The sequence below is a fragment of the Microcoleus vaginatus HSN003 genome (genome assembly GCF_022701255.1).
Classification (GTDB): domain Bacteria; phylum Cyanobacteriota; class Cyanobacteriia; order Cyanobacteriales; family Microcoleaceae; genus Microcoleus; species Microcoleus vaginatus_B.
In genome coordinates this window covers 1,403,242-1,421,532 of the sequence record NZ_CP031705.1, presented here as the reverse complement: position 1 = coordinate 1,421,532, position 18,291 = coordinate 1,403,242, and the positions used below count along the sequence as shown (strand labels likewise).

General features: G+C 46.4%; 24 protein-coding genes and 1 pseudogene. 12 read left to right on the top strand and 13 right to left on the bottom strand.

What is annotated here, in order from left to right; translation table 11 throughout:
* Positions 1 to 4: 4 nt before the first annotated feature.
* The gene (locus D0A37_RS05995) at positions 5 to 742 is read left to right on the top strand and encodes a class I SAM-dependent methyltransferase (protein WP_242722240.1); all 738 of its coding nucleotides are present in this window, start codon (positions 5 to 7) and stop codon (positions 740 to 742) included.
* Between the two features lie 401 nt (positions 743 to 1,143).
* On the opposite strand, the gene D0A37_RS05990 is transcribed toward D0A37_RS05995, so the two are convergent.
* Both D0A37_RS05990 and D0A37_RS05985 read right to left on the bottom strand, forming a co-directional pair.
* Complete coding sequence (locus tag D0A37_RS05990) at positions 1,144 to 2,910, bottom strand: hypothetical protein (protein ID WP_242722238.1); 1,767 nt, start codon at positions 2,908 to 2,910, stop codon at positions 1,144 to 1,146.
* Positions 2,911 to 3,485: 575 nt separating this feature from the next.
* Positions 3,486 to 3,965 carry an NUDIX domain-containing protein gene (locus D0A37_RS05985; RefSeq protein ID WP_006633478.1) on the bottom strand — a complete coding sequence of 160 codons (480 nt, stop codon included), beginning with the start codon at positions 3,963 to 3,965 and terminating at the stop codon, positions 3,486 to 3,488.
* 152 nt (positions 3,966 to 4,117) lie between these two features.
* On the opposite strand from D0A37_RS05985, the gene D0A37_RS05980 reads away from it, so the two are divergent.
* Positions 4,118 to 4,819 carry an esterase/lipase family protein gene (locus D0A37_RS05980; protein ID WP_242722235.1) on the top strand — a complete coding sequence of 234 codons (702 nt, stop codon included), beginning with the start codon at positions 4,118 to 4,120 and terminating at the stop codon, positions 4,817 to 4,819.
* 381 nt (positions 4,820 to 5,200) lie between these two features.
* Here D0A37_RS05980 and D0A37_RS05975 read toward each other — a convergent pair whose 3' ends face one another.
* The gene (locus tag D0A37_RS05975) at positions 5,201 to 6,508 is read right to left on the bottom strand and encodes an NF041680 family putative transposase (protein WP_242716831.1); all 1,308 of its coding nucleotides are present in this window, start codon (positions 6,506 to 6,508) and stop codon (positions 5,201 to 5,203) included.
* A gap of 227 nt (positions 6,509 to 6,735) precedes the next feature.
* Between D0A37_RS05975 and D0A37_RS05970 the strand changes: the two genes are divergently transcribed.
* A complete protein-coding gene (locus D0A37_RS05970) occupies positions 6,736 to 6,879 on the top strand; it encodes a hypothetical protein (protein WP_242722233.1) in 144 nt (47 codons plus the stop codon).
* 35 nt (positions 6,880 to 6,914) lie between these two features.
* The gene (locus tag D0A37_RS05965; protein ID WP_242722230.1) at positions 6,915 to 7,160 is read left to right on the top strand and encodes a type II toxin-antitoxin system Phd/YefM family antitoxin; all 246 of its coding nucleotides are present in this window, start codon (positions 6,915 to 6,917) and stop codon (positions 7,158 to 7,160) included.
* A 38-nt stretch (positions 7,161 to 7,198) separates the two neighbouring features.
* Here D0A37_RS05965 and D0A37_RS05960 read toward each other — a convergent pair whose 3' ends face one another.
* The 4 genes from D0A37_RS05960 to D0A37_RS05945 form a co-directional block, all read right to left on the bottom strand.
* Complete coding sequence (locus D0A37_RS05960) at positions 7,199 to 7,459, bottom strand: hypothetical protein (RefSeq protein ID WP_242722229.1); 261 nt, start codon at positions 7,457 to 7,459, stop codon at positions 7,199 to 7,201.
* A gap of 16 nt (positions 7,460 to 7,475) precedes the next feature.
* Entirely contained in the window at positions 7,476 to 7,802 is a 327-nt protein-coding gene (locus D0A37_RS05955; RefSeq protein ID WP_242722227.1) for a flavoredoxin, read from the bottom strand.
* 309 nt (positions 7,803 to 8,111) lie between these two features.
* The gene (locus D0A37_RS05950) at positions 8,112 to 8,459 is read right to left on the bottom strand and encodes a hypothetical protein (RefSeq protein ID WP_242722225.1); all 348 of its coding nucleotides are present in this window, start codon (positions 8,457 to 8,459) and stop codon (positions 8,112 to 8,114) included.
* A gap of 64 nt (positions 8,460 to 8,523) precedes the next feature.
* A complete protein-coding gene (locus tag D0A37_RS05945; protein WP_242722222.1) occupies positions 8,524 to 9,105 on the bottom strand; it encodes an RNA polymerase subunit sigma-24 in 582 nt (193 codons plus the stop codon).
* 205 nt (positions 9,106 to 9,310) lie between these two features.
* On the opposite strand from D0A37_RS05945, the gene D0A37_RS05940 reads away from it, so the two are divergent.
* Together D0A37_RS05940 and D0A37_RS05935 are read left to right on the top strand one after the other, a co-directional pair.
* Positions 9,311 to 10,693 (top strand): helix-turn-helix domain-containing protein, encoded by a 1,383-nt coding sequence (locus D0A37_RS05940; RefSeq protein WP_242722220.1) that lies wholly within the window; start codon positions 9,311 to 9,313, stop codon positions 10,691 to 10,693.
* A gap of 124 nt (positions 10,694 to 10,817) precedes the next feature.
* The gene (locus tag D0A37_RS05935; protein ID WP_242722218.1) at positions 10,818 to 11,159 is read left to right on the top strand and encodes a DUF433 domain-containing protein; all 342 of its coding nucleotides are present in this window, start codon (positions 10,818 to 10,820) and stop codon (positions 11,157 to 11,159) included.
* A 45-nt stretch (positions 11,160 to 11,204) separates the two neighbouring features.
* On the opposite strand, the gene D0A37_RS05930 is transcribed toward D0A37_RS05935, so the two are convergent.
* The 3 genes from D0A37_RS05930 to D0A37_RS05920 all read right to left on the bottom strand — a co-directional run bounded on the left by D0A37_RS05930 (position 11,205) and on the right by D0A37_RS05920 (position 12,216).
* Positions 11,205 to 11,498 carry a type I restriction endonuclease gene (locus D0A37_RS05930; RefSeq protein ID WP_242722216.1) on the bottom strand — a complete coding sequence of 98 codons (294 nt, stop codon included), beginning with the start codon at positions 11,496 to 11,498 and terminating at the stop codon, positions 11,205 to 11,207.
* Positions 11,495 to 11,866: a hypothetical protein gene (locus D0A37_RS05925; RefSeq protein WP_242722215.1), complete on the bottom strand. Its 372-nt coding sequence runs from the start codon at positions 11,864 to 11,866 to the stop codon at positions 11,495 to 11,497. Before D0A37_RS05925 ends, D0A37_RS05930 begins: the two co-directional genes overlap by 4 nt.
* Positions 11,867 to 12,039: 173 nt before the next feature.
* Positions 12,040 to 12,216, bottom strand: a complete 177-nt coding sequence (locus tag D0A37_RS05920; protein WP_242722213.1) for a hypothetical protein — start codon at positions 12,214 to 12,216, stop codon at positions 12,040 to 12,042.
* A gap of 167 nt (positions 12,217 to 12,383) precedes the next feature.
* Between D0A37_RS05920 and D0A37_RS05915 the strand changes: the two are divergent.
* Positions 12,384 to 13,455 (top strand): annotated as a pseudogene (locus D0A37_RS05915) (IS630 family transposase).
* On the opposite strand, the gene D0A37_RS05910 reads toward D0A37_RS05915, so the two are convergent.
* Positions 13,444 to 13,839 carry a hypothetical protein gene (locus D0A37_RS05910; protein WP_242722211.1) on the bottom strand — a complete coding sequence of 132 codons (396 nt, stop codon included), beginning with the start codon at positions 13,837 to 13,839 and terminating at the stop codon, positions 13,444 to 13,446. The pseudogene D0A37_RS05915 and the gene D0A37_RS05910 overlap by 12 nt on opposite strands.
* Positions 13,840 to 13,915: 76 nt before the next feature.
* Here D0A37_RS05910 and D0A37_RS05905 point away from each other — a divergent pair, with 76 nt between their 5' ends.
* From D0A37_RS05905 to D0A37_RS05885, 5 genes are all read left to right on the top strand, one after another.
* On the top strand, positions 13,916 to 14,242 hold the full coding sequence (locus tag D0A37_RS05905; protein ID WP_242722209.1) for a hypothetical protein: 327 nt from the start codon (positions 13,916 to 13,918) through the stop codon (positions 14,240 to 14,242).
* Positions 14,239 to 14,463, top strand: coding sequence for a hypothetical protein (locus tag D0A37_RS05900; RefSeq protein ID WP_242722207.1), 225 nt, complete (start codon positions 14,239 to 14,241; stop codon positions 14,461 to 14,463). Before D0A37_RS05905 ends, D0A37_RS05900 begins: the two co-directional genes overlap by 4 nt.
* 187 nt (positions 14,464 to 14,650) lie before the next feature.
* Positions 14,651 to 14,932, top strand: a complete 282-nt coding sequence (locus D0A37_RS05895; RefSeq protein ID WP_242722205.1) for a hypothetical protein — start codon at positions 14,651 to 14,653, stop codon at positions 14,930 to 14,932.
* Between the two features lie 176 nt (positions 14,933 to 15,108).
* Positions 15,109 to 16,002, top strand: a complete 894-nt coding sequence (locus D0A37_RS05890) for a ferritin-like domain-containing protein (RefSeq protein WP_242722203.1) — start codon at positions 15,109 to 15,111, stop codon at positions 16,000 to 16,002.
* A 176-nt stretch (positions 16,003 to 16,178) separates the two neighbouring features.
* On the top strand, positions 16,179 to 16,682 hold the full coding sequence (locus D0A37_RS05885; RefSeq protein WP_242722201.1) for a YbjN domain-containing protein: 504 nt from the start codon (positions 16,179 to 16,181) through the stop codon (positions 16,680 to 16,682).
* 39 nt (positions 16,683 to 16,721) lie between these two features.
* Here D0A37_RS05885 and D0A37_RS05880 read toward each other — a convergent pair whose 3' ends face one another.
* On the bottom strand, positions 16,722 to 17,180 hold the full coding sequence (locus tag D0A37_RS05880) for a divergent PAP2 family protein (protein ID WP_242722198.1): 459 nt from the start codon (positions 17,178 to 17,180) through the stop codon (positions 16,722 to 16,724).
* 14 nt (positions 17,181 to 17,194) lie between these two features.
* The gene (gene crtE, locus D0A37_RS05875; protein ID WP_242722196.1) at positions 17,195 to 18,121 is read right to left on the bottom strand and encodes a geranylgeranyl diphosphate synthase CrtE; all 927 of its coding nucleotides are present in this window, start codon (positions 18,119 to 18,121) and stop codon (positions 17,195 to 17,197) included.
* Positions 18,122 to 18,291 lie beyond the last annotated feature (170 nt).

Below are 18,291 nucleotides of genomic sequence, written 5' to 3'. Positions count from 1 at the left end.
AAGAATGTCTAAAAAGTCCGAACGCCCAGCAAGTACAAGCGAGCAAACTTGGTTTGCCAAAGGCAAATCAGATAGCTGGCAAGTTTTACTATCGCAGGTTGCTGCCCGGTTCGATCGCGAATACCGAGGAGAAGCTTTCGCTTTACCCGAAGAAGTCGAAGCAATGCCGATTTTCCTGGAATCAGTTGCAGGAACTCTCCAAGCAAAAACAGTTTCTCCCTTCTGGAAAATTGCCAAACCTCAAAAAAATCAGCGCTGTTTAGACATTGGCTGCGGAGTCAGCTTTCTGATCTACCCTTGGCGGGATTGGGAAGCCTATTTTTACGGTCAAGAAATCAGCAGCGCCGCGCGAGACGCCTTAAACGCTCGCGGCCCTCAGCTCAATTCTAAGCTGTTCAAAGGCGTAGAATGGGCTCCCGCTCACCAGTTAAATTACGAGGAGGCTCAGTTCGATTTATGCCTCGCTACAGGCTTTAGCTGTTACTATCCCATAGACTATTGGAGTATTGTCATGGGAGAAGTAAAGCGGGTACTAAAACCGGGCGGTCATTTTGTTTTTGATGTCCTCAACCCCAATGCTCCATTAGCAGAAGATTGGGCAATTTTGGAAACTTATCGAGCCGGCGAAGTATTTTTAGAGACAATAGAAGATTGGGAAAAAATGATTAAAGCTGCGGGCGCTAAGGTAGTAAAAAAGCAAAGTGGCGACTTATTTCAAATGTATAAAGTTCAATACAATTGAGAGGTTAAGGGGAATAGGTAATTAGCTTTTTAGTCAAAACTTCAAGCATCCGAAGCCTGGTCAGGCAGACGCACCCTACCTTATTCTTAGTGGATAAAGTAGGGTGCGTCAGCAAGTATAAATTATATCGTTTCCGGTTGCATCGGAATAATAAAATCGAGTCAACAGTTAACACTCAACCATTCAGTTTTTCGACCCGCCAGTCAACAGTCAACAGTCAACAGTCAACAGTCAACAGTCAACAGTCAACAATAATTCTGGTGCAACCGGAATTGATATTAGTTTGAGAACCAACAAATATTCAAGCTGATGCACCCTACTAACTACTAACTCACAATAGTGAAGCAAGCAGATTGGATATTACCCATTCTCATACCCGATTGCCAATTACCGATGCCCAATTAATTTTCGGTAGCAGCAGGAGATGGCGCAGCTTCCGGCGACGGTGATGGCGACACTTCCGGTGCCGGCGAGGGCGACACTTCGGCAGCAGGAGAGGGCGACACTTCCGGGGCCGGAGATGGTGCAGCTTCGGGCTGCGGGGACTCTTCGGCGGCCGGAGATGGTGCAGCTTCGGGCTGCGGGGACTCTTCGGCGGCCGGAGATGGCGCAGCTTCCGGCTGCGGGGACTCTTCGGCGGCAGGAGATGGCGCAGCTTGAGGCTGCGGAGACTCTTGGGCCGGTTGCGGTTGAGGAGAAGGTGACTGTTCCGCGGCTGGTTTCTGTTCAGGCGAGGGCGACGGTTGAGCCGCAGGCTTGGGTGCCGACGGCGACGGTTGGGCCCCTGGCTGCGGTTTGGTGGAGGGGGCCGGCGGCTTCTCAAACTGCGGTTTCACTTCAGTAGGCGCTGGGGAGGGCGGCTGGCCTGTTGGTCTGCTGGGCGCTGTGGGGGCGGGCGCTGGCTGCTGCTGGCCTGGTGGGTTGGGCCTGGTTGGGGTGACAGGAATGCCACTACAAAGTTTTTCGTCGTACTTAAACTCGACAGCCAGTTGGTAAAGCTTGTGCGTGCTGGCTGCTTCAAATGTTAGAGAAGGGCTAATAATCGCAATTTTAGCCGCATTATCGAGAATACCGTAACCGGTGGGGACGATCGGCTGAGGCTCGGCCTTGAGCAAGCCTTGAGGGCTGACAACTGCTCCAAAAACAGCTCTTCCTTGGAGTTTTTGCGAGCAAGCTGTTACGGGATAAGGGACAGGCACAGGAGTCGGACCCGTCATTTCCAAGTCAGGATAAGCCTTTTTGAATTTATCAAACAAAGCAACATAGGTATTTGCAGCCGCAAGCAGTGTCTCTCTGTCGGTGGGTAAGTTTGAACCCGGTTGGCCAGACTGTCCTAGCTGTCGCTGTCCCTCTTCAAATTGTTGTCTCCTGATTCTTTCTTCGGGAGTTTCTGCGATGAGATTCCTTTTATTCGGATCTTTTTGAGTCAATTTTGGTACTCCATCGGGCCCCACATTCCTGCCGGCAATTGGGAATTCCGGGGTAAAGACTGGAGCTCCGTCTGGAAATAGTGGGAGTCCGCCTCTACTGGCTATGATCTTTTTGAGTGTTTCTGCTTCGTCTTCCGATGGGTTGGCGGGAAGCTGGGGCACTTCACTCAGGGATGGTGGCGGCGGGATAATATTGCGATCAAAATTACCAGGTAAGGGCGGGAAAAGAAAACCGCTGGGAGGTACGGGTGGGATGATAGTGGGTGTTGCTGGCTGGGAGGGGGTTCTGACTGTTGGAGATGATGGAGTTTTGGGAGGTGCCGGGGCTGTTGGGGCCGTTAAGGGCGGGAGAGGGGAATAAGGCAGAGGGGAAAAGAATCCTGGAGGGGGCATTCCCGGCGGCATGGCGGGCAAGTTGATGATATCCGGTGCGGGCGGCAAGGGCGGGGCTAACTTTGGCGCTGGCCGCAGGGGAACTGGTGCGATCGAAAACGGCGTATTAGACGGTCTCGGTGGTATGGTTTGTGGCAGGCGGCTGGCTTCTGTGGGAGTTAGTTCTACCAAGCCGACAGAACCGGGGATATTTTTTGAGGAATTTCCACCATAAAGTATGTTTGAGAGCGTCGGGGCGGTTGCTCCGATCACTCCGTGAAGGCCGACAGAAGCTAGGGCCGCCCACCAAAAAGGCTGGCGCAGCGGTTCGGAAAGGGTGTTGGCTAGGGAGGAAGAGTCAGTCATGACTATGGGGAATGGGGAATTGGTAATTGGTAATTGAGAATTGATAATTGGGAATCGGAAGTTAATAGTTATTAATTGATATTTTTTTTGAGTGATTTTAAAAGTGGCGGTTGGGGAATTCAAAGGTTAAATTTTAGCACGGTCGGTATCGAAATTGCCCGATCGACTTTTAGGGAGATTTCGCGACCCTCACATCAAGCACTCAAGCGTAGAAACCCGGTTTCTTGCCTGGTTCCACGCTGGTATAGCAACCGCAAATCGGGTGAGGACGTTGTTAATTGCTGAAACCATTGTTTTTCTTGCGGAATGCCTTTGATGGCATCCTATACGCGGTTTCTCAGGTATTGTTGAGAATGGTCAGCTAGCGTCAGGCGGGCAGGACTGGGGCGCTCTAAAAAAGAGACTGCACCGCTGCTATACCGACTTTTTCCGGGATCTAGAGCCCAACTAATTCATTAAACACGATCGATCCGTTCGATCGACCCCTGTTTCCAATTCGGTTACACAACCGGATTCATCCGTGGAAGTAATTATTCAATCGAAAATCCCAAATCCCAAATCCAAAATCGATGGATTCACCAGCGATAGCGGTAATTTTTAAAAGGAGCTCCCTCAATGGTGAGCAAGTCGATGGGATAAATAGGAGCGCCGCTTGCCATATATTGAAACATTTCTCGAACTTCCTCTCCCCGCAACGACAACTGGTCTAATTCCTTGAGAGAATACCAGCCAGCGCACAAAGTATGCTCATCCGGCTTACTCTTGGGCGGCGTCTTATCTTGTGGACGAGCCACAAAAATGACTCGGAGGCGCACATTGCCCCTAGGCATCACTGTGTGCTCTACGCGGAGAATTCCCTCAACGATGATGGAAATGCCCGCTTCCTCAAGGGTATTACGCATAGCAGCTTCGAGCAAAGTCTCCCCTTTTTCCACTCGCCCTGCTGGGAGATACCACTGCTGCTCGTACTTGCGCTCTTGTACCAGTAGAAAACGGTCTTCTAAGTGAACGACAACTAGGGTAAAATACCATGTTTGAATCGGCTCGCGAGCCATAGAAGTAGATATTCCCTAAGCAAAAGGTTTAACGAGCGGCAGATGTTAGCAATCCAAAGGATGCTTCGGCAAGCGTCTTTGAACTTGAAAAACAGATCGTAGCACTCCGACCGCAAAATCTAAAATCTAAAATCTAAAATCTAAAATTGACAATGCCATTACCAACCGTGATTTTACCAGGATATTTTGCTGCTGCTTCCGACTATCGCGAATTAGAAAAATCTCTGGTCGATCGAGGTTTCCCAACAGTAACAGTGCCTCTGGGCAAGGGAGATTGGTTGCCGACTTTTGGCGGGCGGTCGATGGTGCCAATTTTGCGACAGCTCGATCGTACAGTCAAACAAATGTTACAGCAATACGGTGTTCCCCAGATCAATCTCGTCGGTCATTCCGCCGGCGGCTGGATTTCTCGCATCTATTTGGGCGAAAAGCCTTACACGATTCACGGCGACGTGCTTGAGGACGCGGGTTTGTGGGAAGCTCACCCTTATGTCAATACTTTAATCACTTTAGGCACGCCGCACGTCTCTCAAGAGCGCTGGACGCGCAAAAATCTAGATTTTGTCAAAATTCACTATCCGGGGGCTTTTCACCCGCAGGTGCGCTACGTGTGCGCTGCTGGGAAGGCTGTTTTTGGCAAGCGCGGTTTAGGGACTTGGCTGGCTTATAAAAGTTACGAGTTGACTGTGGGGAAGGGCGAAACTTGGGGAGATGGAATTACGCCGGTGGAAGCTGCTGTTTTGGACGGGGCCGAAAATCTGGTGTTGGAGAGGGTTTGGCATTCGCCTCGTTCTCCGGGGAAGTGGTACGGTTCGCCGGAGGTTTTGCCGGCTTGGATTGAGTATTTGCGTTAGAAACGAACCGCGAAGACGCGAAGGACGCGAAGGAAGAAGCAGAAGGTTTAAGGGAAGGATTTAGTTAGAATTTGATATTAGGAGGAAGTTTAGTGCTGCAAAAGTTGCCCCTGCGATGCTATGTTTGCTTAATTTTTTATGGCTAACTGAATAGATTGAAAAATATTTTATGTGGCATTATCGGTAAGATTCAGAAGTCACGGCGAACAACACAATCAAATTCTACGTTGGCTGGGTGGAATTGGGCGAGAATGCTACTGTGCGGGACGCAGATAACGAATTTCAGCCTGATGCTTTGTGGATTGGAGTTTAGACTAAGCACAAATTGACTCAGCTAACGCTGAGTGAAATTCTAGTGAATTTAGAAAGAGTTTTCTAAGGTTAAATTACGAATTTGGGAGAGTTTTGGAACCGACCTTTACCCTTTTTGACCACGGGATAGCGACATCTTTGAGCGCGCAGTTTACCGGATGACCATCCAGCCGATTTTCCTCGGGATTTGGGAGCAACAGCCGGACTCCCAATCCTAATTAAAAGTGGAAGCATTGATTGTGCAACCCTTCCAGGTGTCAATTCAGGGAGAGGCTTTTGCCAGGGTAGACGAATTTCCCTGACTAAATCTTGAGCTAACCATAATTGCCAAGTTAGCAATGGCATCAAATCACTCCATCGTTCACATTGTTCTGGAGTGCTTAGCTTCGGAATTGTCCAATGCAATGTTTGTTTCGCTAAGCGATACCAGTGTTCGATGGCAAAACGACGTAGATATAGTTGCCAAATTTCTGTAAGAGGTGGCATTTGAACACCAACCCAAACTAACCACAAAGGTTGAGTTTTTAATTGACCCGTTACAGTGTCTAAGCGTTCTACTAAAATCAGAGTCATCGGATGTTTGGGACTACCTCGGAAATGTAAGTTATCCCATGTTCTCAACCTGATTCGTCCGAGTTTCGGCTCAAGGGATTCCAGGGTTTGTTCTGGTTCCCACCAGCTTGAGGAGTCGTTAAGCTTAAACTGGTTTCCATGAATTTTTGGCCGTCCTCTACCACTATAGGCTGGGGGTGTTGACCATAAGCAACGATTGGAGCGAATACGCATTAGTTTATCAGCGGCGATCGCAGCAGTAGCTTTAACCAGAGGGGCGCACCCATACTCACTATCAAATAGGGCGATGGGTCTATTCTGAAGATATTCACAGACTTGTGCCAATTGTTCAGCGCCTTTACCGATTGGGTTGTCCCAACTGGTAATACGTTCGTGTCTTAATGGCAGCGCCCAACTCCCGCTAATCGTTGGTATCAGTGCGATCGTACTATATCCTTGACCGATACCAACAGGTATGCCGTGAGGTAAGGCTGTGGGTTGATGTTCATAGGTCCGTTCTTTGAGAGTAGGTGCATGGGGTCTCAACCATGCTGTATGATCGATCGCTAATACTGGACGTTCCACTTGTGACATCTGTTGGATATATAGTTGCATCAATTGGTCTCGGTCTGGTCTACAATCTTGCAGCGCTTCGTAGACGCTTGACCACTCACGCCGAAATAAGGGATTGAGGGCTAAATCTCCTAAACATGAGACGTGGCGAGTCGTCATTATCGCGTCTGCTAGTTCAAAGGTGGCGTCTTTGGCATTGCCGAGACATTCATAAGCTTGTTGACGAAATTCCCGTAATTGTTCAAACTTCATGGCAGGTAGATTTGAGATTTTTAGCTGAATTCTCAATCTTCTACCCTTACGCTGTCTGTTGAAACTATCGCAGACAGTTTTTTTTTGAGGTTGTCAGCCGAAGAGAACGTCAACGGTCGTCGGCATCTATGCTAGTGGTTGAGCCTCATAGCTCTTCACCAGCGACCATTGCCGTTCTTAAGTTGAAATCTAACCGTGCTTTAAGAGGTGCTTAGTCTAAACTCCAGTTGTGGAGAATTGATGCCGGAGGTCGATCGCAAATTAGGGATGATGATTATGTGCGATCGCCACTCGTAGAATCATCGCAGTGTTTGGTATTTGGTGCGAGGGGCGATCGATCTTTTTTCACTCAAGCATCGCTTTCCGTCTAATCCTCGCATTATCATACTAAAAATAGAATAAGATTGTGAACGGTCAACAAATGGCACAAATTACCACGACTGAATTACCCCAAACCCTCCAGACTCTACTTATAGAGGTCGAACGTACCAAAACCCCTCTAACCGTCATCCATGAAGGAAAAGCATTAGTGATTATTTATCCTGCGACCACCCAAGATCAACGCCCCACCTTTGGTGCAATGAAAGGAAGCGGTGAAATATTAGGAGATTTAATTGCTCCTGTCGCCGAACTATGGGAAGTGTTGGAATGAAACTTTTACTTGATACCCACATTTGGCCAGCGATCTCACTAGACTGTTGCTTGAACAAGCATATCCTCTACTTGCCTAATTTGCTTCCAATCAATTACTGCAACCCACAGACTTTCCTCTTCTGAATATTGCACTACGCCATCGACTTCTAACTCTTCGTCATACAAGGCTAAAAATTTGCCATCTTCCAACTTAATATTTTGGCGACTCAAATCTTCAATCGTACCAACGCAATTTAGGCGGAGGCGACCTTGTTCATCCGCATTATGAAAGTCTGCAAAGATTCTGGGATATTTCATATTTTTGCTCAACTCACTATGATTGTTGTGATGGATTAGGAATCGTTGGTGTCAGCAGCAGACTTGCTTTTTCTGGTGTTAAGCCAGTTAATGTTGCATGATTTGGGCTTCTACCAGAAGTACGGATGACATCTCCATCGGACGATCGAACATCACTTACTGTCGTCACACCAACTTGTCCGTGCGGAATTGTTGCTGCTAATTCTGCTACAGACAATCCTACTGCACATTCTACAGAAATTCCCGTGATGCCGCTGGGGTGAGTTGCCGTGCTGCGTTTAATATCTTCTGGGCGATTGCGACCGCCACGAACTACTAAGGCCTCGTTTGGAATTCTTTCCACAAGTGTAGACTGTTTGATTTAAGTACGCGCTATACTTTAGCAGAAATCTTTGTCCATAGGGCGATCGATCTTTTGTTTACTCAAGCATCCCTATCCGTACAATCATCGGATTGTTTGGTATTTGGTGGGAGGGGCGATCGCTCTTTATGATTGGTGAGGCGATCGCCCTCCGTGCAATCAGCGCACTTTCAAATGGTGGAAATGGATAAGATTGTAAGTAGAAAAAGAGGTTGGGTGACACCAGCGTCAACCCAACCTACAAAAAAAGGCGCTCACACTAATGGAGAGCAGCAATCACACTTATTCCTTTTATACTAGGCGGACATATTCACGTAGTTGGGAACGTAGACCTTGAGTAATCATTGGAAAATTATTGATTTCTTGAATGATAGAAGTCTCAGATCTGCCACTCTTTTTAAGCTCCTGAACTACAGCCTTTGCTAGAGTCTCAACCCCAACCTTTGCAATCATGCTTGAAACGCCTGCAATCAAGGTGAGAGCAACTGCGCCACCAATCATCCCAAAAGGACCACCTAAAAAAGCTAACGAAGTTGTAATTGCTACGGCTCCTGCATAAGAAGAGGTTGCAACAAGCCCCACTAAGACTAAACCAGCAACTCCTAGACCAGCTAACTTATTGACTATCTCATCCATCATAATTAAGTGCTCCGCTAAACTTCAGATTAATTAGACCTTCAAATTCAAACTGAACTAACTATCTTTACCCTTTACCTCCAAAAAGTTTATATATTCCGTATCCAATAGCAGCCGCCGCAGCAACAGGTGCAGCAGCAACTATGGCAGTACCAGCAATTGCACCTCCCCCGACAGCACCACCGATACCAGCAAGAGTGCCCATAATTGCAGCACCCGAAGCACCGCCAGCTACCGTTACAGCACCAGCACCAACTAGACCAGCAGCAGCCCCAATGTTTGTAGCTGTTCTTGCCGCTGCACGAGCATCATTCTCTTCCTCAGACAAGTTCGATTGCTCTTTGAACAAAGTTTCATTCATTATTTTTGCCCCAAGATAAGCTGGGCCTGCTGCTAATACCGCAGGAGCCGCCGCCATGCCACCACCAACCACACCACCTGCCGCAGCTAAACCAGAAGTAATTCCTGCTCCTGAAGTTGCTGCAACAGTCAACCCTGTAGCAGCACTGGCAGCCGCACCTACCGCAGCACCAGTTTCTGCAACCGCTTTGACTGTTTTGACTGTATTTCCATTAATTCCCATAGTTTTTTCTACAACATTTTCTACAAGTTCTTCACCTGCTTTACTGGCAAAATCTTCCCAATTCATAAATCAATTTATCCTTTTAATACTTGTTCCATTATCCTTAAGAAATTCAACGTTTGTCTAGCCCAAAAATGTTCTATTTTGCCGCCAATTCTCCCTCGCTTTTACTTTAACTTTAATCTAAGTTTGTACAACAATGTACGAAAATGTACGAAAATGTTGGCATTTGTGAGCTACAATACACAAAACTCTCGCATCTCCCTGCCAGATGAATCTTAAAGAAATGTTAAATGTCGCCGATCGCATAGTTTTGGAGAAAACAGGTCAGCACCTTGACGATTTACAGGAAGCGGTACTGCGGGGAACTCTACAACGCGAGACATACAAAGAAATAGCTAAAGATTTTAACTGTTCTGAAAGTCGCATCAGGGAAATCGGCTCGGAATTATGGCAGATACTTTCAGAGGAGTTAGGAGAAGATGTCAGTAAATCGAATTTTCGCTCCACAATGGAGAGGTTGCAAAACTCTAATATTTTAAACTTTGCAAAAGACATTGTAGTGAAAGGTAGTTTTAACACCTGTGGAGAAGGTAGACACCCGCCAAGTATACCAAACTCACAGCCACCAAATCAGGAAACATCTAACTCAAAACCAACTAAAACTCTATATCAAGATTTAAGCGAAATGCCGGAGTTGGGTGATTTCTACGATCGCCCCCTCGAACTCCACACCCTCACCACCTGGATTCTACAACAACGCTGTCGCCTCATAACCCTCACCGGCATCAGTGGCATCGGCAAAACCAGCTTAGCAGTGCAACTCGTACAACAAATTAAAGACGAGTTTGACTACGCAGTTTGGTACACACTAGACGAATTCCCCACCATAGAAAAATTTCAATCTAACCTAATACAGCTTTTTTCAAATTCAGAAAAACAAGATTCATCCCCAACCAACCAGAAACGCTTACCGCTGATTAAGTATTTACAAAACCATCGCTGTTTAATAGTCTTAGATGACGTTCACAACCTTTTCTGTAGCGGGGAATTTGCAGGAAAATACAAACCTGAATGCGAAGAATATCGCTCTTTATTCAAACAAATAGAAAAATTATCCCATCAAAGCTGCTTTCTCTTAATCGGTTGGGAACAACCGAGAGAAGTGACTCAAGTTAAAAACCAAAATACTTCCATTCGTACCTTACACCTCAAAGGTTTAGACATCGCCGCCGGACAGGAAATTCTGAGAGATTATGGGTTAGAAGAAAGCGACAACACTGAAGCACTCATTCATCGCTACCAAGGCAACCCCCTATGGTTAAAAAGCGTGGCTAATCTGATTCAAGACTTGGGAGGAGGCGTGACAGAGTTATTGCCAAATGATACCATATTGTTGCCCGAAGATTTGAAAGATATTTTACAGCAGCAGTTCGATCGCCTATCCGAACTAGAAAAACAAGTAATCTCATTGTTAACGAAAGAAAGCCAGCCAATCAACCGGGCAAAATTGCTAGAAAATGACCGAATTCCAGCTTCAGATTTGCTAAATGCGCTGCAATCTCTATCGCGGCGCTGCTTGATAGAACAACAAGCAAATTTTTACACGATTTCACCTGTGTTGAAGCAATATGCGATCGCCCATACAGTGTAATTTATACAACCATTGCCTACATTGTCGCGCTTCACCCAAATTACTAGAAGTGGCTATGGGCGATCGCGTAAATGGGGCGATCGGTTCGATAGAATGATCGGTAGTCGCAATTCCATTGTTTGTCATGACGCTGAAAGAATTAGAGCCTCAACTCCTGGCACTCTCTGACGACGAAAAAGCTCAAGTCGTTCAACTCCTCACTCAAGGCAAAATCACTCCTTGGCGCGGTATTGAAAAAACGCCTGATGTCTGTGGCGGGAGTGCTTGCATTGCTGGAACTCGCATCACTGTTTGGGGACTTGTAGAAGCTCGTCGCATTGGCTATAGCGAAGCTGACTTACTCACAAGCTATCGATTGCTATCTGCTACTGATATTGCTAACGCTTGGGCTTATGCTGAAGCTTTTTCCGATGAAATTGAAACAGAAATTCGGGAAAACGATGAAGTGATGGACGAGGATTTGTAGCCGATGGCACGTCTTTATGCCGATGAGCAATACCTTCACCGTAACTTAGACGCCCGTGATGCCTTGCCTTAAATGCTTCAAGACTTGAAAAGCCGATCGCAATTCACTTGGCACAGTATAAATCGAAAATGCCCGCGATAAGCCGTATTCGGGTTTAGGTTGAGCCCTGAGTTTCACAAACCACACATCATCGCCATTCGTCAACATACCAAATCTCGGTTTATCCAAATCAGGATTTCCCATCATGTATGCTAATGCTTGGGGTAATGCCGATCGCGTGGAAATCGTAGTCTTCTTAGACTCCAAAACCATTACCCAAAGCTGATTCTGCAAAATCAAGATATCAATTCGTCCGCGCAGGGTTTCTTCCCCATCATCGATCGCAATTTCGTAGGCGTAAGCCGGGGCGTAGCCATCGCAGCTTCAGCCTTCATCCTCAAAGGTGGATCGTAGAATCCGGCCAGTTCTAACAAAGGTGATGCCACCAGCAATGTCACTGCCCCTTCTAACAACTCTCCATCGGCTCTATGATATGGCAATCTGCGTCGTAGCGTATCCAAAGCAGTCTGTTCAGAATCGCTGAGACTTGGCAATTGGGTTTGCCACTCTGTAAAAAAAGCCTCATCCTCAGTTCGCCTCAAATTCAACCTTGATTCAGCCTCAGCAAGGCTTTTAATAGCTTCTGTAACTGCAATAACCTTTGCCATTCGTTCACCTTTGATTCAAACGGTTGAATTTCCAACGAACATTAGCTTCATTGTAAGCAAAAGTAGGGATACTGCGATCGTAGCGACAGAACCTGTGCAAACAGGACTTACGCAACCACAGTAAATATGGTGTCTTCAGCGTCGCGCTCAGACGGTTTCTCCCAGTGAAATTCTCAAGGAAGTTTGTCTGAAAATTCTGCGCGCAACTTTTCAACTTTAGAAAGTGTTGACCTTCTTTGCATTTCAGCTTCATACATCTCACGCACTTGTTGCATCAGAACTTCATCATTAGCATTCGGAAATTGCTGTTTGAGGGTTTTAGCAATTTTGCCAAACAAATCAGTATTCATAAATTACATTCTCAACTGTTATTTAGGGCTTGCTGAATAATCGATCGCATATTACCTGGTCTGGGTTAAGAGATCGTGCGATCGAGAGTCAGATGCAAGAAAAACAGGTAATACCATTTTTTTAAAGATGTGATAGACTTGTGTTCAAAGTAAAGGAGAGAATTACAATGTCTGGTCGGCCTCATATAAAGATTACCGAATCTGGAGAATATTTGCGAGGAATCCTTAAACAACTTGCAAAGAATCCTAGCTTATAACAAAGTCCAAATGCTTTATTAATTTCAGTCTAAACAAGTATAAACTGTGCGGGAAGTATCGGCAGTTTTAGGTAAAAGTGAGGCAACAATTCATCGCTGGCTCTCTCAATATAAAGAGGGAGGTCTGGAAAATTTGTTAAAAAATCGGCAGGTTTTTGGCCGCCCAAAAAAGTTCTCCGTTGAAATAGCAGCTTCATTGCAACAAGAATTGAGAGACCCCGAAGGATTTCGGAGTTACCAAGAAGTTCATCTCTGGCTCTGGTTGATTAAAGGAATAGCCAGTAGTTACCAGGCTGTATATTCTTTAGTGAGAGGTGAATTAAAAAGTAAATTAACAATTCCAAGACCTCGCAGTATTTCTCAGAAACCTACGGCAATTAATGAATTTAAAAATAACTTGCATCAACAGATAAAAGCTTTACTACACAAAGCTTTACCTCAAGTAAACAAATATAAAAAAGTCACTTATTGGTGTAGTGATGAAACTCGTCTAGGGCTGCATACAATTCGTCGGCGCAAGCTGACGCTTTCAGGCGTAAAGCCCCGAGGAAAGCATCAATGGAAATTTGAGTGTTTTTGGCTGTATGGGGCAGTATCGAGCGCTACTGGACAAAGTTTTTTTTGGGAATTTTCGCATTTAGACAAAGTTTGTTTTGAAGCATATTTACAACTTTTGTCAATACAATATCCTCATGAATTACACATCATTCAAGTTGATAACGCACCAGCTCATAATTTAAGCTCATCTGAATTACCAGACAATATCATTTTACTATTTCAGCCTCCCGCTTGTCCGGAAGTAAACCCCACAGAAAGAGTGTGGGAATATCTGAAAGATTTTTTAGCTTGGTCAGTGTTTAGTAATCTGGACGAACTCCGCATAAGAGTCCAGGAAATTTTGGTGTCTTTCACCGATCGTGTCATTGGTTTTCTCACCGGATGGTCTTGGATTTTACATTCTTTATCTCTATCACATCTTTAAAAAAATGGTATTAGGGCCCCTTGTAGCCTCAGAGACATCCTCTACAGCCCATGTATTTGCTTTCTCATCAACAATAAACAAATCGTCAGCGGTAGTGCCTTCCTGAACCCGATATATCTTATTCAGAATGAAACGCTGTCGCGCCTCAGCTTTTGGTATGCCGATAACTTCATCAGGAGCGATAGAGATGGCACTGCCTTCTTTTAATGTACCTTTGGAGTTGCTTAAATTGCGATCGCTCTTTTCTGCTATTTGCAGGCTGTGAAGCTGCAAGCCAGGGTCAGTCTCAGAGATATTCCAGACAGCAGCTAGCGCCCCACTTTTTTCCAAACCGAGAACCGCTACAAAAGCCGTCAAAATTAGCAAAAGCTTGAAATGATTCACTGTATTTATCCTCCTTTGTTTGTGAGGTGCTGCACTCATTCTAAATTATCAATTAGCAATTAACAATGACCAAACAATGTCCGATATTTTTGTGATGATCCGCAATCAGAGTAATAATGCTATGACTTCAGTTGACGGCATTGCCTTTGTCACTTTACTGACTCGGGAGGGACGAGTGCTGGCCGAGGAGACAGTTGACCTGTTTGAGGCAGATGTGAATTTTGATAACCTGAAGCAGGGAAAATATACTGTAGTTGTCAGGCACGAAGGCGTTGAACCCCGATCGGCAACCTGTAGTGTTACAATCACCGATGAAGATAAAGTAATCATGCTGACATTTGTTTACTTGGAGCTAGAACGGGTGCTGCTCCGCATTCAAACTTCAACCGAAGAAAGACTATGACAGTGAAAGTTACTCCGCCAAATTCAATTAAAATGTTTCGCTATCGAGTACATTTCTTGGCAAAAGACCTGTGGAGGGAAAAAAACCCGGTTTGTCGGATGAATCTGGCTTTACAGTTAGCGGATGTGGCGACAACTCTGGCTAGGTTGGAAGTAGAAGAGGCGCGAAAATTTCAACAAGAGTCTGCTAAGGATGGGGTTTCAGACTCAACTGAGACTTGATATCAAAGTCTACGGGAATTGGGAATTGGGAATTGGGAATTGGGCATCGACAACAAACTTCTAACTTGCTTTGTGAATTAGCAAGCCCAAAACTGTGTTACAGTTATGTAGGTATCTTTACAAAACCACACTGTAGATTATTGGCACCAAAGTTATGCTCTCATTTCTGACAATAAATCTCGGTCAAATGCTGATTGCTCAAGCTTCATTTTGCCCTGACCCTAATGGTATGCAAATGATAGTCGTAGGGATTTTAATTGCATTACTTATCGCAGTTACTGGCGGGATGATTGTGGCAATTTATGTAATAGGATCAACCATGTTAGCAGGGTTGTCATGGGTAGGATTGATAACAGGGGGAATTTTTGGTTTTATTCATCTACCACTAGATCTTCATGCTTTGGGAATTTTTGGGGTGATTTGGCTGTTTATAGTAGGGGGTATCAAGGGGATGTTAGGATGTGGTTAATTAAAAATTAACTTCGCTCAATAAAAAAACGATTTCTGACCACCCGTGCGTCCAGGACTAAAGTGACCCCACGGCTTAATCCTCCCACACAACAACTTTCACCCTTGCGAGGTAATTTGTTGTCGAAAAAACTGCGTTACACTTATATAAGTATCTTTACATAACAACATAAAAGCATGACAGTTGCCTATCCCCGCAAGCCGCGCAACGCAATGGGAGCGCGCGAAATTTTAGCTCAAGTAGTGCGCGATCGCGAAATTCACTTGATCACCCTCAACCGCTACCGCTACAGCGAACAGCGCAGTTGCAAAGACCTCACCGACCTGATCGAACGGCTAGACGGGGAACCAGCCGAACTCGTGCGCGACCTCTCCCGGCACATTTCCGACGAAGCGCGACACGCGATGTGGCTCACCGACTTGCTGGTAGACATCGGCCACAATGTGGGAACGCCGCCGGGAGTCTCCTACATTGACGAATTTGACCGCCTGCTGGACAAAGAGCAATACCGTAACCTCGATGACGGTATAATTGCAGCCTTAGCCGCAATCAATGTCACCGAAAAGCGGGGCTGCGAATACTTCTCAGCCCACATCCACGCCCTCAAACAGGCTCCCCAAACCGACGAAAACATCAAAATCCGCGAAACCATCGAAAAGATTTTTCCCGAAGAAGCTGGTCACGTCCGCTGGGGCAACCGCTGGCTCGGCTCCATAGCTGCCAAAAGCCCGGAACACCGCCAGAAGGTGGAACAGGCAAAGCGCAAGTATGTGGCGATCGAACAAGCAGCATTTGAATCGGGAATGGATATCATGCTGGGGGCAGAACTGCGTCGCGTCACGCGCCTGGTAGACATTGCCAACACCATGCCGATGTGGGAACGCCCGCAATACCTGATGGAACGCTTGCCCGCAACCCTGCTGGCCCCGGATCTACAAATGACCCGAGTTGATGTAGCTCAGCGCGCCTGGAACCGCGACCCGCAGGCATTTATGGAAAAATTGGTGCCCATGTTCCTCAACGGCTTGAATACCATTGAGAAGAAGCCGGCGACTAAGCCCAAAGCTTAAAAACGATCGCACACCTAGTTGAAACCGCTCTGCAAGTCAAACTTGCGCCTGCCTCCGCAAACAAGCGAGATATACTGGTTCCCAGGCATAGCCTCGGAACCAGTTATTTAAAGTCATAATTTTAAGCTTTAGCAAGTAAACTGATTATTGGAATAGTTTTCCATCTAAATATAATCATGACTACCAGCGAGCCGAACATACAAACAGCTTCCGCAGAAAGCCAATCGAGGGAAAGCGCGATCGCCTCCGAGCAGGTCGAAAAAGCCACAGCCGTCACCTATGCAGAAGAAATTGAAACTGTCATCGCCAGCATGGCTGTAGACCAAAAAGTGATGGTCGGTCAAAGTGAAGCTGGCGGACATCTTTGGAAGTTTAAGTACGGCAGTGTCGAAGTGTTCGTGCAACTTACGGGCGAAACCGAAGATGATACTTTGACTGTTTGGGCTTTTGTACTGCAGTTGCCAGCGAAGAATGAAGCTCAATTAATGCGGAAAATCCTAGAAATGAATTGGCTGTCTACTTTGGAATCTCATTTTGCGATTGTTGATAATCAAGTTGCCGTAGTATCGACTCGGACGATGGCGGAAATCTCGACCGGGGAAATTTCTCGGGTTATTACTATTGTCGCCACTATCGCCGATGATAATGACGATATTCTGCAAGCAGAATTCGGTCAGTAGTCATTAGTTAACAGGCAACAGTTAACAGTTAACAGTTAACTAATATGCAGGCCCTGCGATCCAAGCAATAGTAATTCCCAGCCCCAAACCTACAAGCACTTGAAAAGGAGTGTGTCCCAGCAACTCTTTCAGGCGAGCCTCATTAAGGTTGTGATCTTCCTCAAAAAACTCATCAATAATTTGGTTGAGGATGCGAGCTTGCTTGCCTGCTGCTTGGCGGACGCCTGCTGCGTCGTACATCACAATAATTGCAAAGATCGCAGCGATCGCAAAATCCGGACTTTCCCATCCCATCGTTTGTCCCACTCCAGCAGCCAAAGCGCCCACAAAAGACGAGTGAGCGCTGGGCATTCCCCCCGTTGTTACCAAATACCGAAGATTAAACTTGCGATTTTTGACCAACTCGATCGGCAGCTTCATGATCTGAGCCGCCAGACAAGCGAGCAAAGCAACCACGAGTACATGATTGTTTAAGATGCCGCTGCAAATTTCCTGCATAGTGTTTGGTATTTCTAGTTACTGCGGCTGGTAATAAAATCGGCGATTGCCAGCAGCGGTAGAGCTTTGCTCCCAAACACTGCCAATTGATCCTTAGCATCAGCAACAAGCTGCGAAGCTTGGCGCCGAGACTCCTCAATTCCCCACAAACTCGGATAAGTGACTTTTCCTGCTTGAACATCTTTGCCAGCAGTTTTGCCCAGTTCTTCTTGGGTAGCAGTAATATCCAGAATGTCGTCAATGATCTGGAAAGCCAGCCCAATATTTTGAGCGAAACGAGACAGCCGCTGCAAATCCGCAGCCGAGGCCCCAGCCAGAATTGCCCCACAAACTACGCAGGCTTCTAACAGCGCCCCAGTTTTGTGAGCGTGAATGTAATTCAAAGTTTCCAGAGAAACATCTGTCTTTCCTTCCGATTCCAAATCAACCACCTGACCGCCTACGAGTCCAGCAGCACCCGATGCCCGCGCTAAATGGGCGATCGTCTGCAACACCTGTTGGGGGGGTACGTTCTCAGTTTTAGTAGCGATAAATTCAAAAGCATAGGTCAGCAAACCATCGCCAGCCAAAATGGCGATATCCTCGCCGTAGACTTTGTGGTTCGTTAGTTTGCCACGCCGGTAGTCGTCATTGTCCATTGCCGGCAAATCGTCGTGAATCAGCGACATCGTGTGGATCATTTCCAAAGCGCAAGCTGTCGGAATTGCCATAGATGTAGTGCCGCCAGCCAGTTCGCAGCTAGCCAGACACAGGATCGGACGCAGGCGCTTGCCCCCCGCTAGCAGCGAGTAGCGCATTGCTTCGTAAATTTTCTCTGGGTAGATGACCGGGAGTGCACTGTCGAGAGCTACCTCGATCGCCTCTTTTCGATTGACTAGATAAGTAGATAAGTCGAAAGAGGATTCCGGTTGGGACGAACCCATTTCTGTTGCCAATACCATCCCTTGCTCTCTTGTACTGAATAGTTATGTGGGATATTGTGAGCCGTTCAGGTCGCATCGTGCCGACTTTTACGGCAGTAGTTGCTCGAACTCCGAGCACCAATTAATCATTCTACGGGTGTTGTTGCACAGAAAATCTTTGAGTTTTGATAACTTTGTCAAATTACCAG

Excerpts from the sequence above, each read along its gene's own strand:
- D0A37_RS05995 (WP_242722240.1), top strand. The coding sequence starts at position 5 with ATGTCTAAAAAGTCCGAACGCCCAGCAAGTACAAGCGAGCAAACTTGG.
- D0A37_RS05990 (WP_242722238.1), bottom strand. The coding sequence starts at position 2,910 with ATGACTGACTCTTCCTCCCTAGCCAACACCCTTTCCGAACCGCTGCGC.
- D0A37_RS05985 (WP_006633478.1), bottom strand. The coding sequence starts at position 3,965 with ATGGCTCGCGAGCCGATTCAAACATGGTATTTTACCCTAGTTGTCGTT.
- D0A37_RS05980 (WP_242722235.1), top strand. The coding sequence starts at position 4,118 with ATGCCATTACCAACCGTGATTTTACCAGGATATTTTGCTGCTGCTTCC.
- D0A37_RS05975 (WP_242716831.1), bottom strand. The coding sequence starts at position 6,508 with ATGAAGTTTGAACAATTACGGGAATTTCGTCAACAAGCTTATGAATGT.
- D0A37_RS05960 (WP_242722229.1), bottom strand. The coding sequence starts at position 7,459 with ATGAAATATCCCAGAATCTTTGCAGACTTTCATAATGCGGATGAACAA.
- D0A37_RS05950 (WP_242722225.1), bottom strand. The coding sequence starts at position 8,459 with ATGATGGATGAGATAGTCAATAAGTTAGCTGGTCTAGGAGTTGCTGGT.
- D0A37_RS05945 (WP_242722222.1), bottom strand. The coding sequence starts at position 9,105 with ATGAATTGGGAAGATTTTGCCAGTAAAGCAGGTGAAGAACTTGTAGAA.
- D0A37_RS05940 (WP_242722220.1), top strand. The coding sequence starts at position 9,311 with ATGAATCTTAAAGAAATGTTAAATGTCGCCGATCGCATAGTTTTGGAG.
- D0A37_RS05935 (WP_242722218.1), top strand. The coding sequence starts at position 10,818 with ATGACGCTGAAAGAATTAGAGCCTCAACTCCTGGCACTCTCTGACGAC.
- D0A37_RS05925 (WP_242722215.1), bottom strand. The coding sequence starts at position 11,866 with ATGGCAAAGGTTATTGCAGTTACAGAAGCTATTAAAAGCCTTGCTGAG.
- D0A37_RS05920 (WP_242722213.1), bottom strand. The coding sequence starts at position 12,216 with ATGAATACTGATTTGTTTGGCAAAATTGCTAAAACCCTCAAACAGCAA.
- D0A37_RS05905 (WP_242722209.1), top strand. The coding sequence starts at position 13,916 with ATGTCCGATATTTTTGTGATGATCCGCAATCAGAGTAATAATGCTATG.
- D0A37_RS05900 (WP_242722207.1), top strand. The coding sequence starts at position 14,239 with ATGACAGTGAAAGTTACTCCGCCAAATTCAATTAAAATGTTTCGCTAT.
- D0A37_RS05895 (WP_242722205.1), top strand. The coding sequence starts at position 14,651 with ATGCTGATTGCTCAAGCTTCATTTTGCCCTGACCCTAATGGTATGCAA.
- D0A37_RS05890 (WP_242722203.1), top strand. The coding sequence starts at position 15,109 with ATGACAGTTGCCTATCCCCGCAAGCCGCGCAACGCAATGGGAGCGCGC.
- D0A37_RS05885 (WP_242722201.1), top strand. The coding sequence starts at position 16,179 with ATGACTACCAGCGAGCCGAACATACAAACAGCTTCCGCAGAAAGCCAA.
- D0A37_RS05880 (WP_242722198.1), bottom strand. The coding sequence starts at position 17,180 with ATGCAGGAAATTTGCAGCGGCATCTTAAACAATCATGTACTCGTGGTT.
- crtE (WP_242722196.1), bottom strand. The coding sequence starts at position 18,121 with ATGGTATTGGCAACAGAAATGGGTTCGTCCCAACCGGAATCCTCTTTC.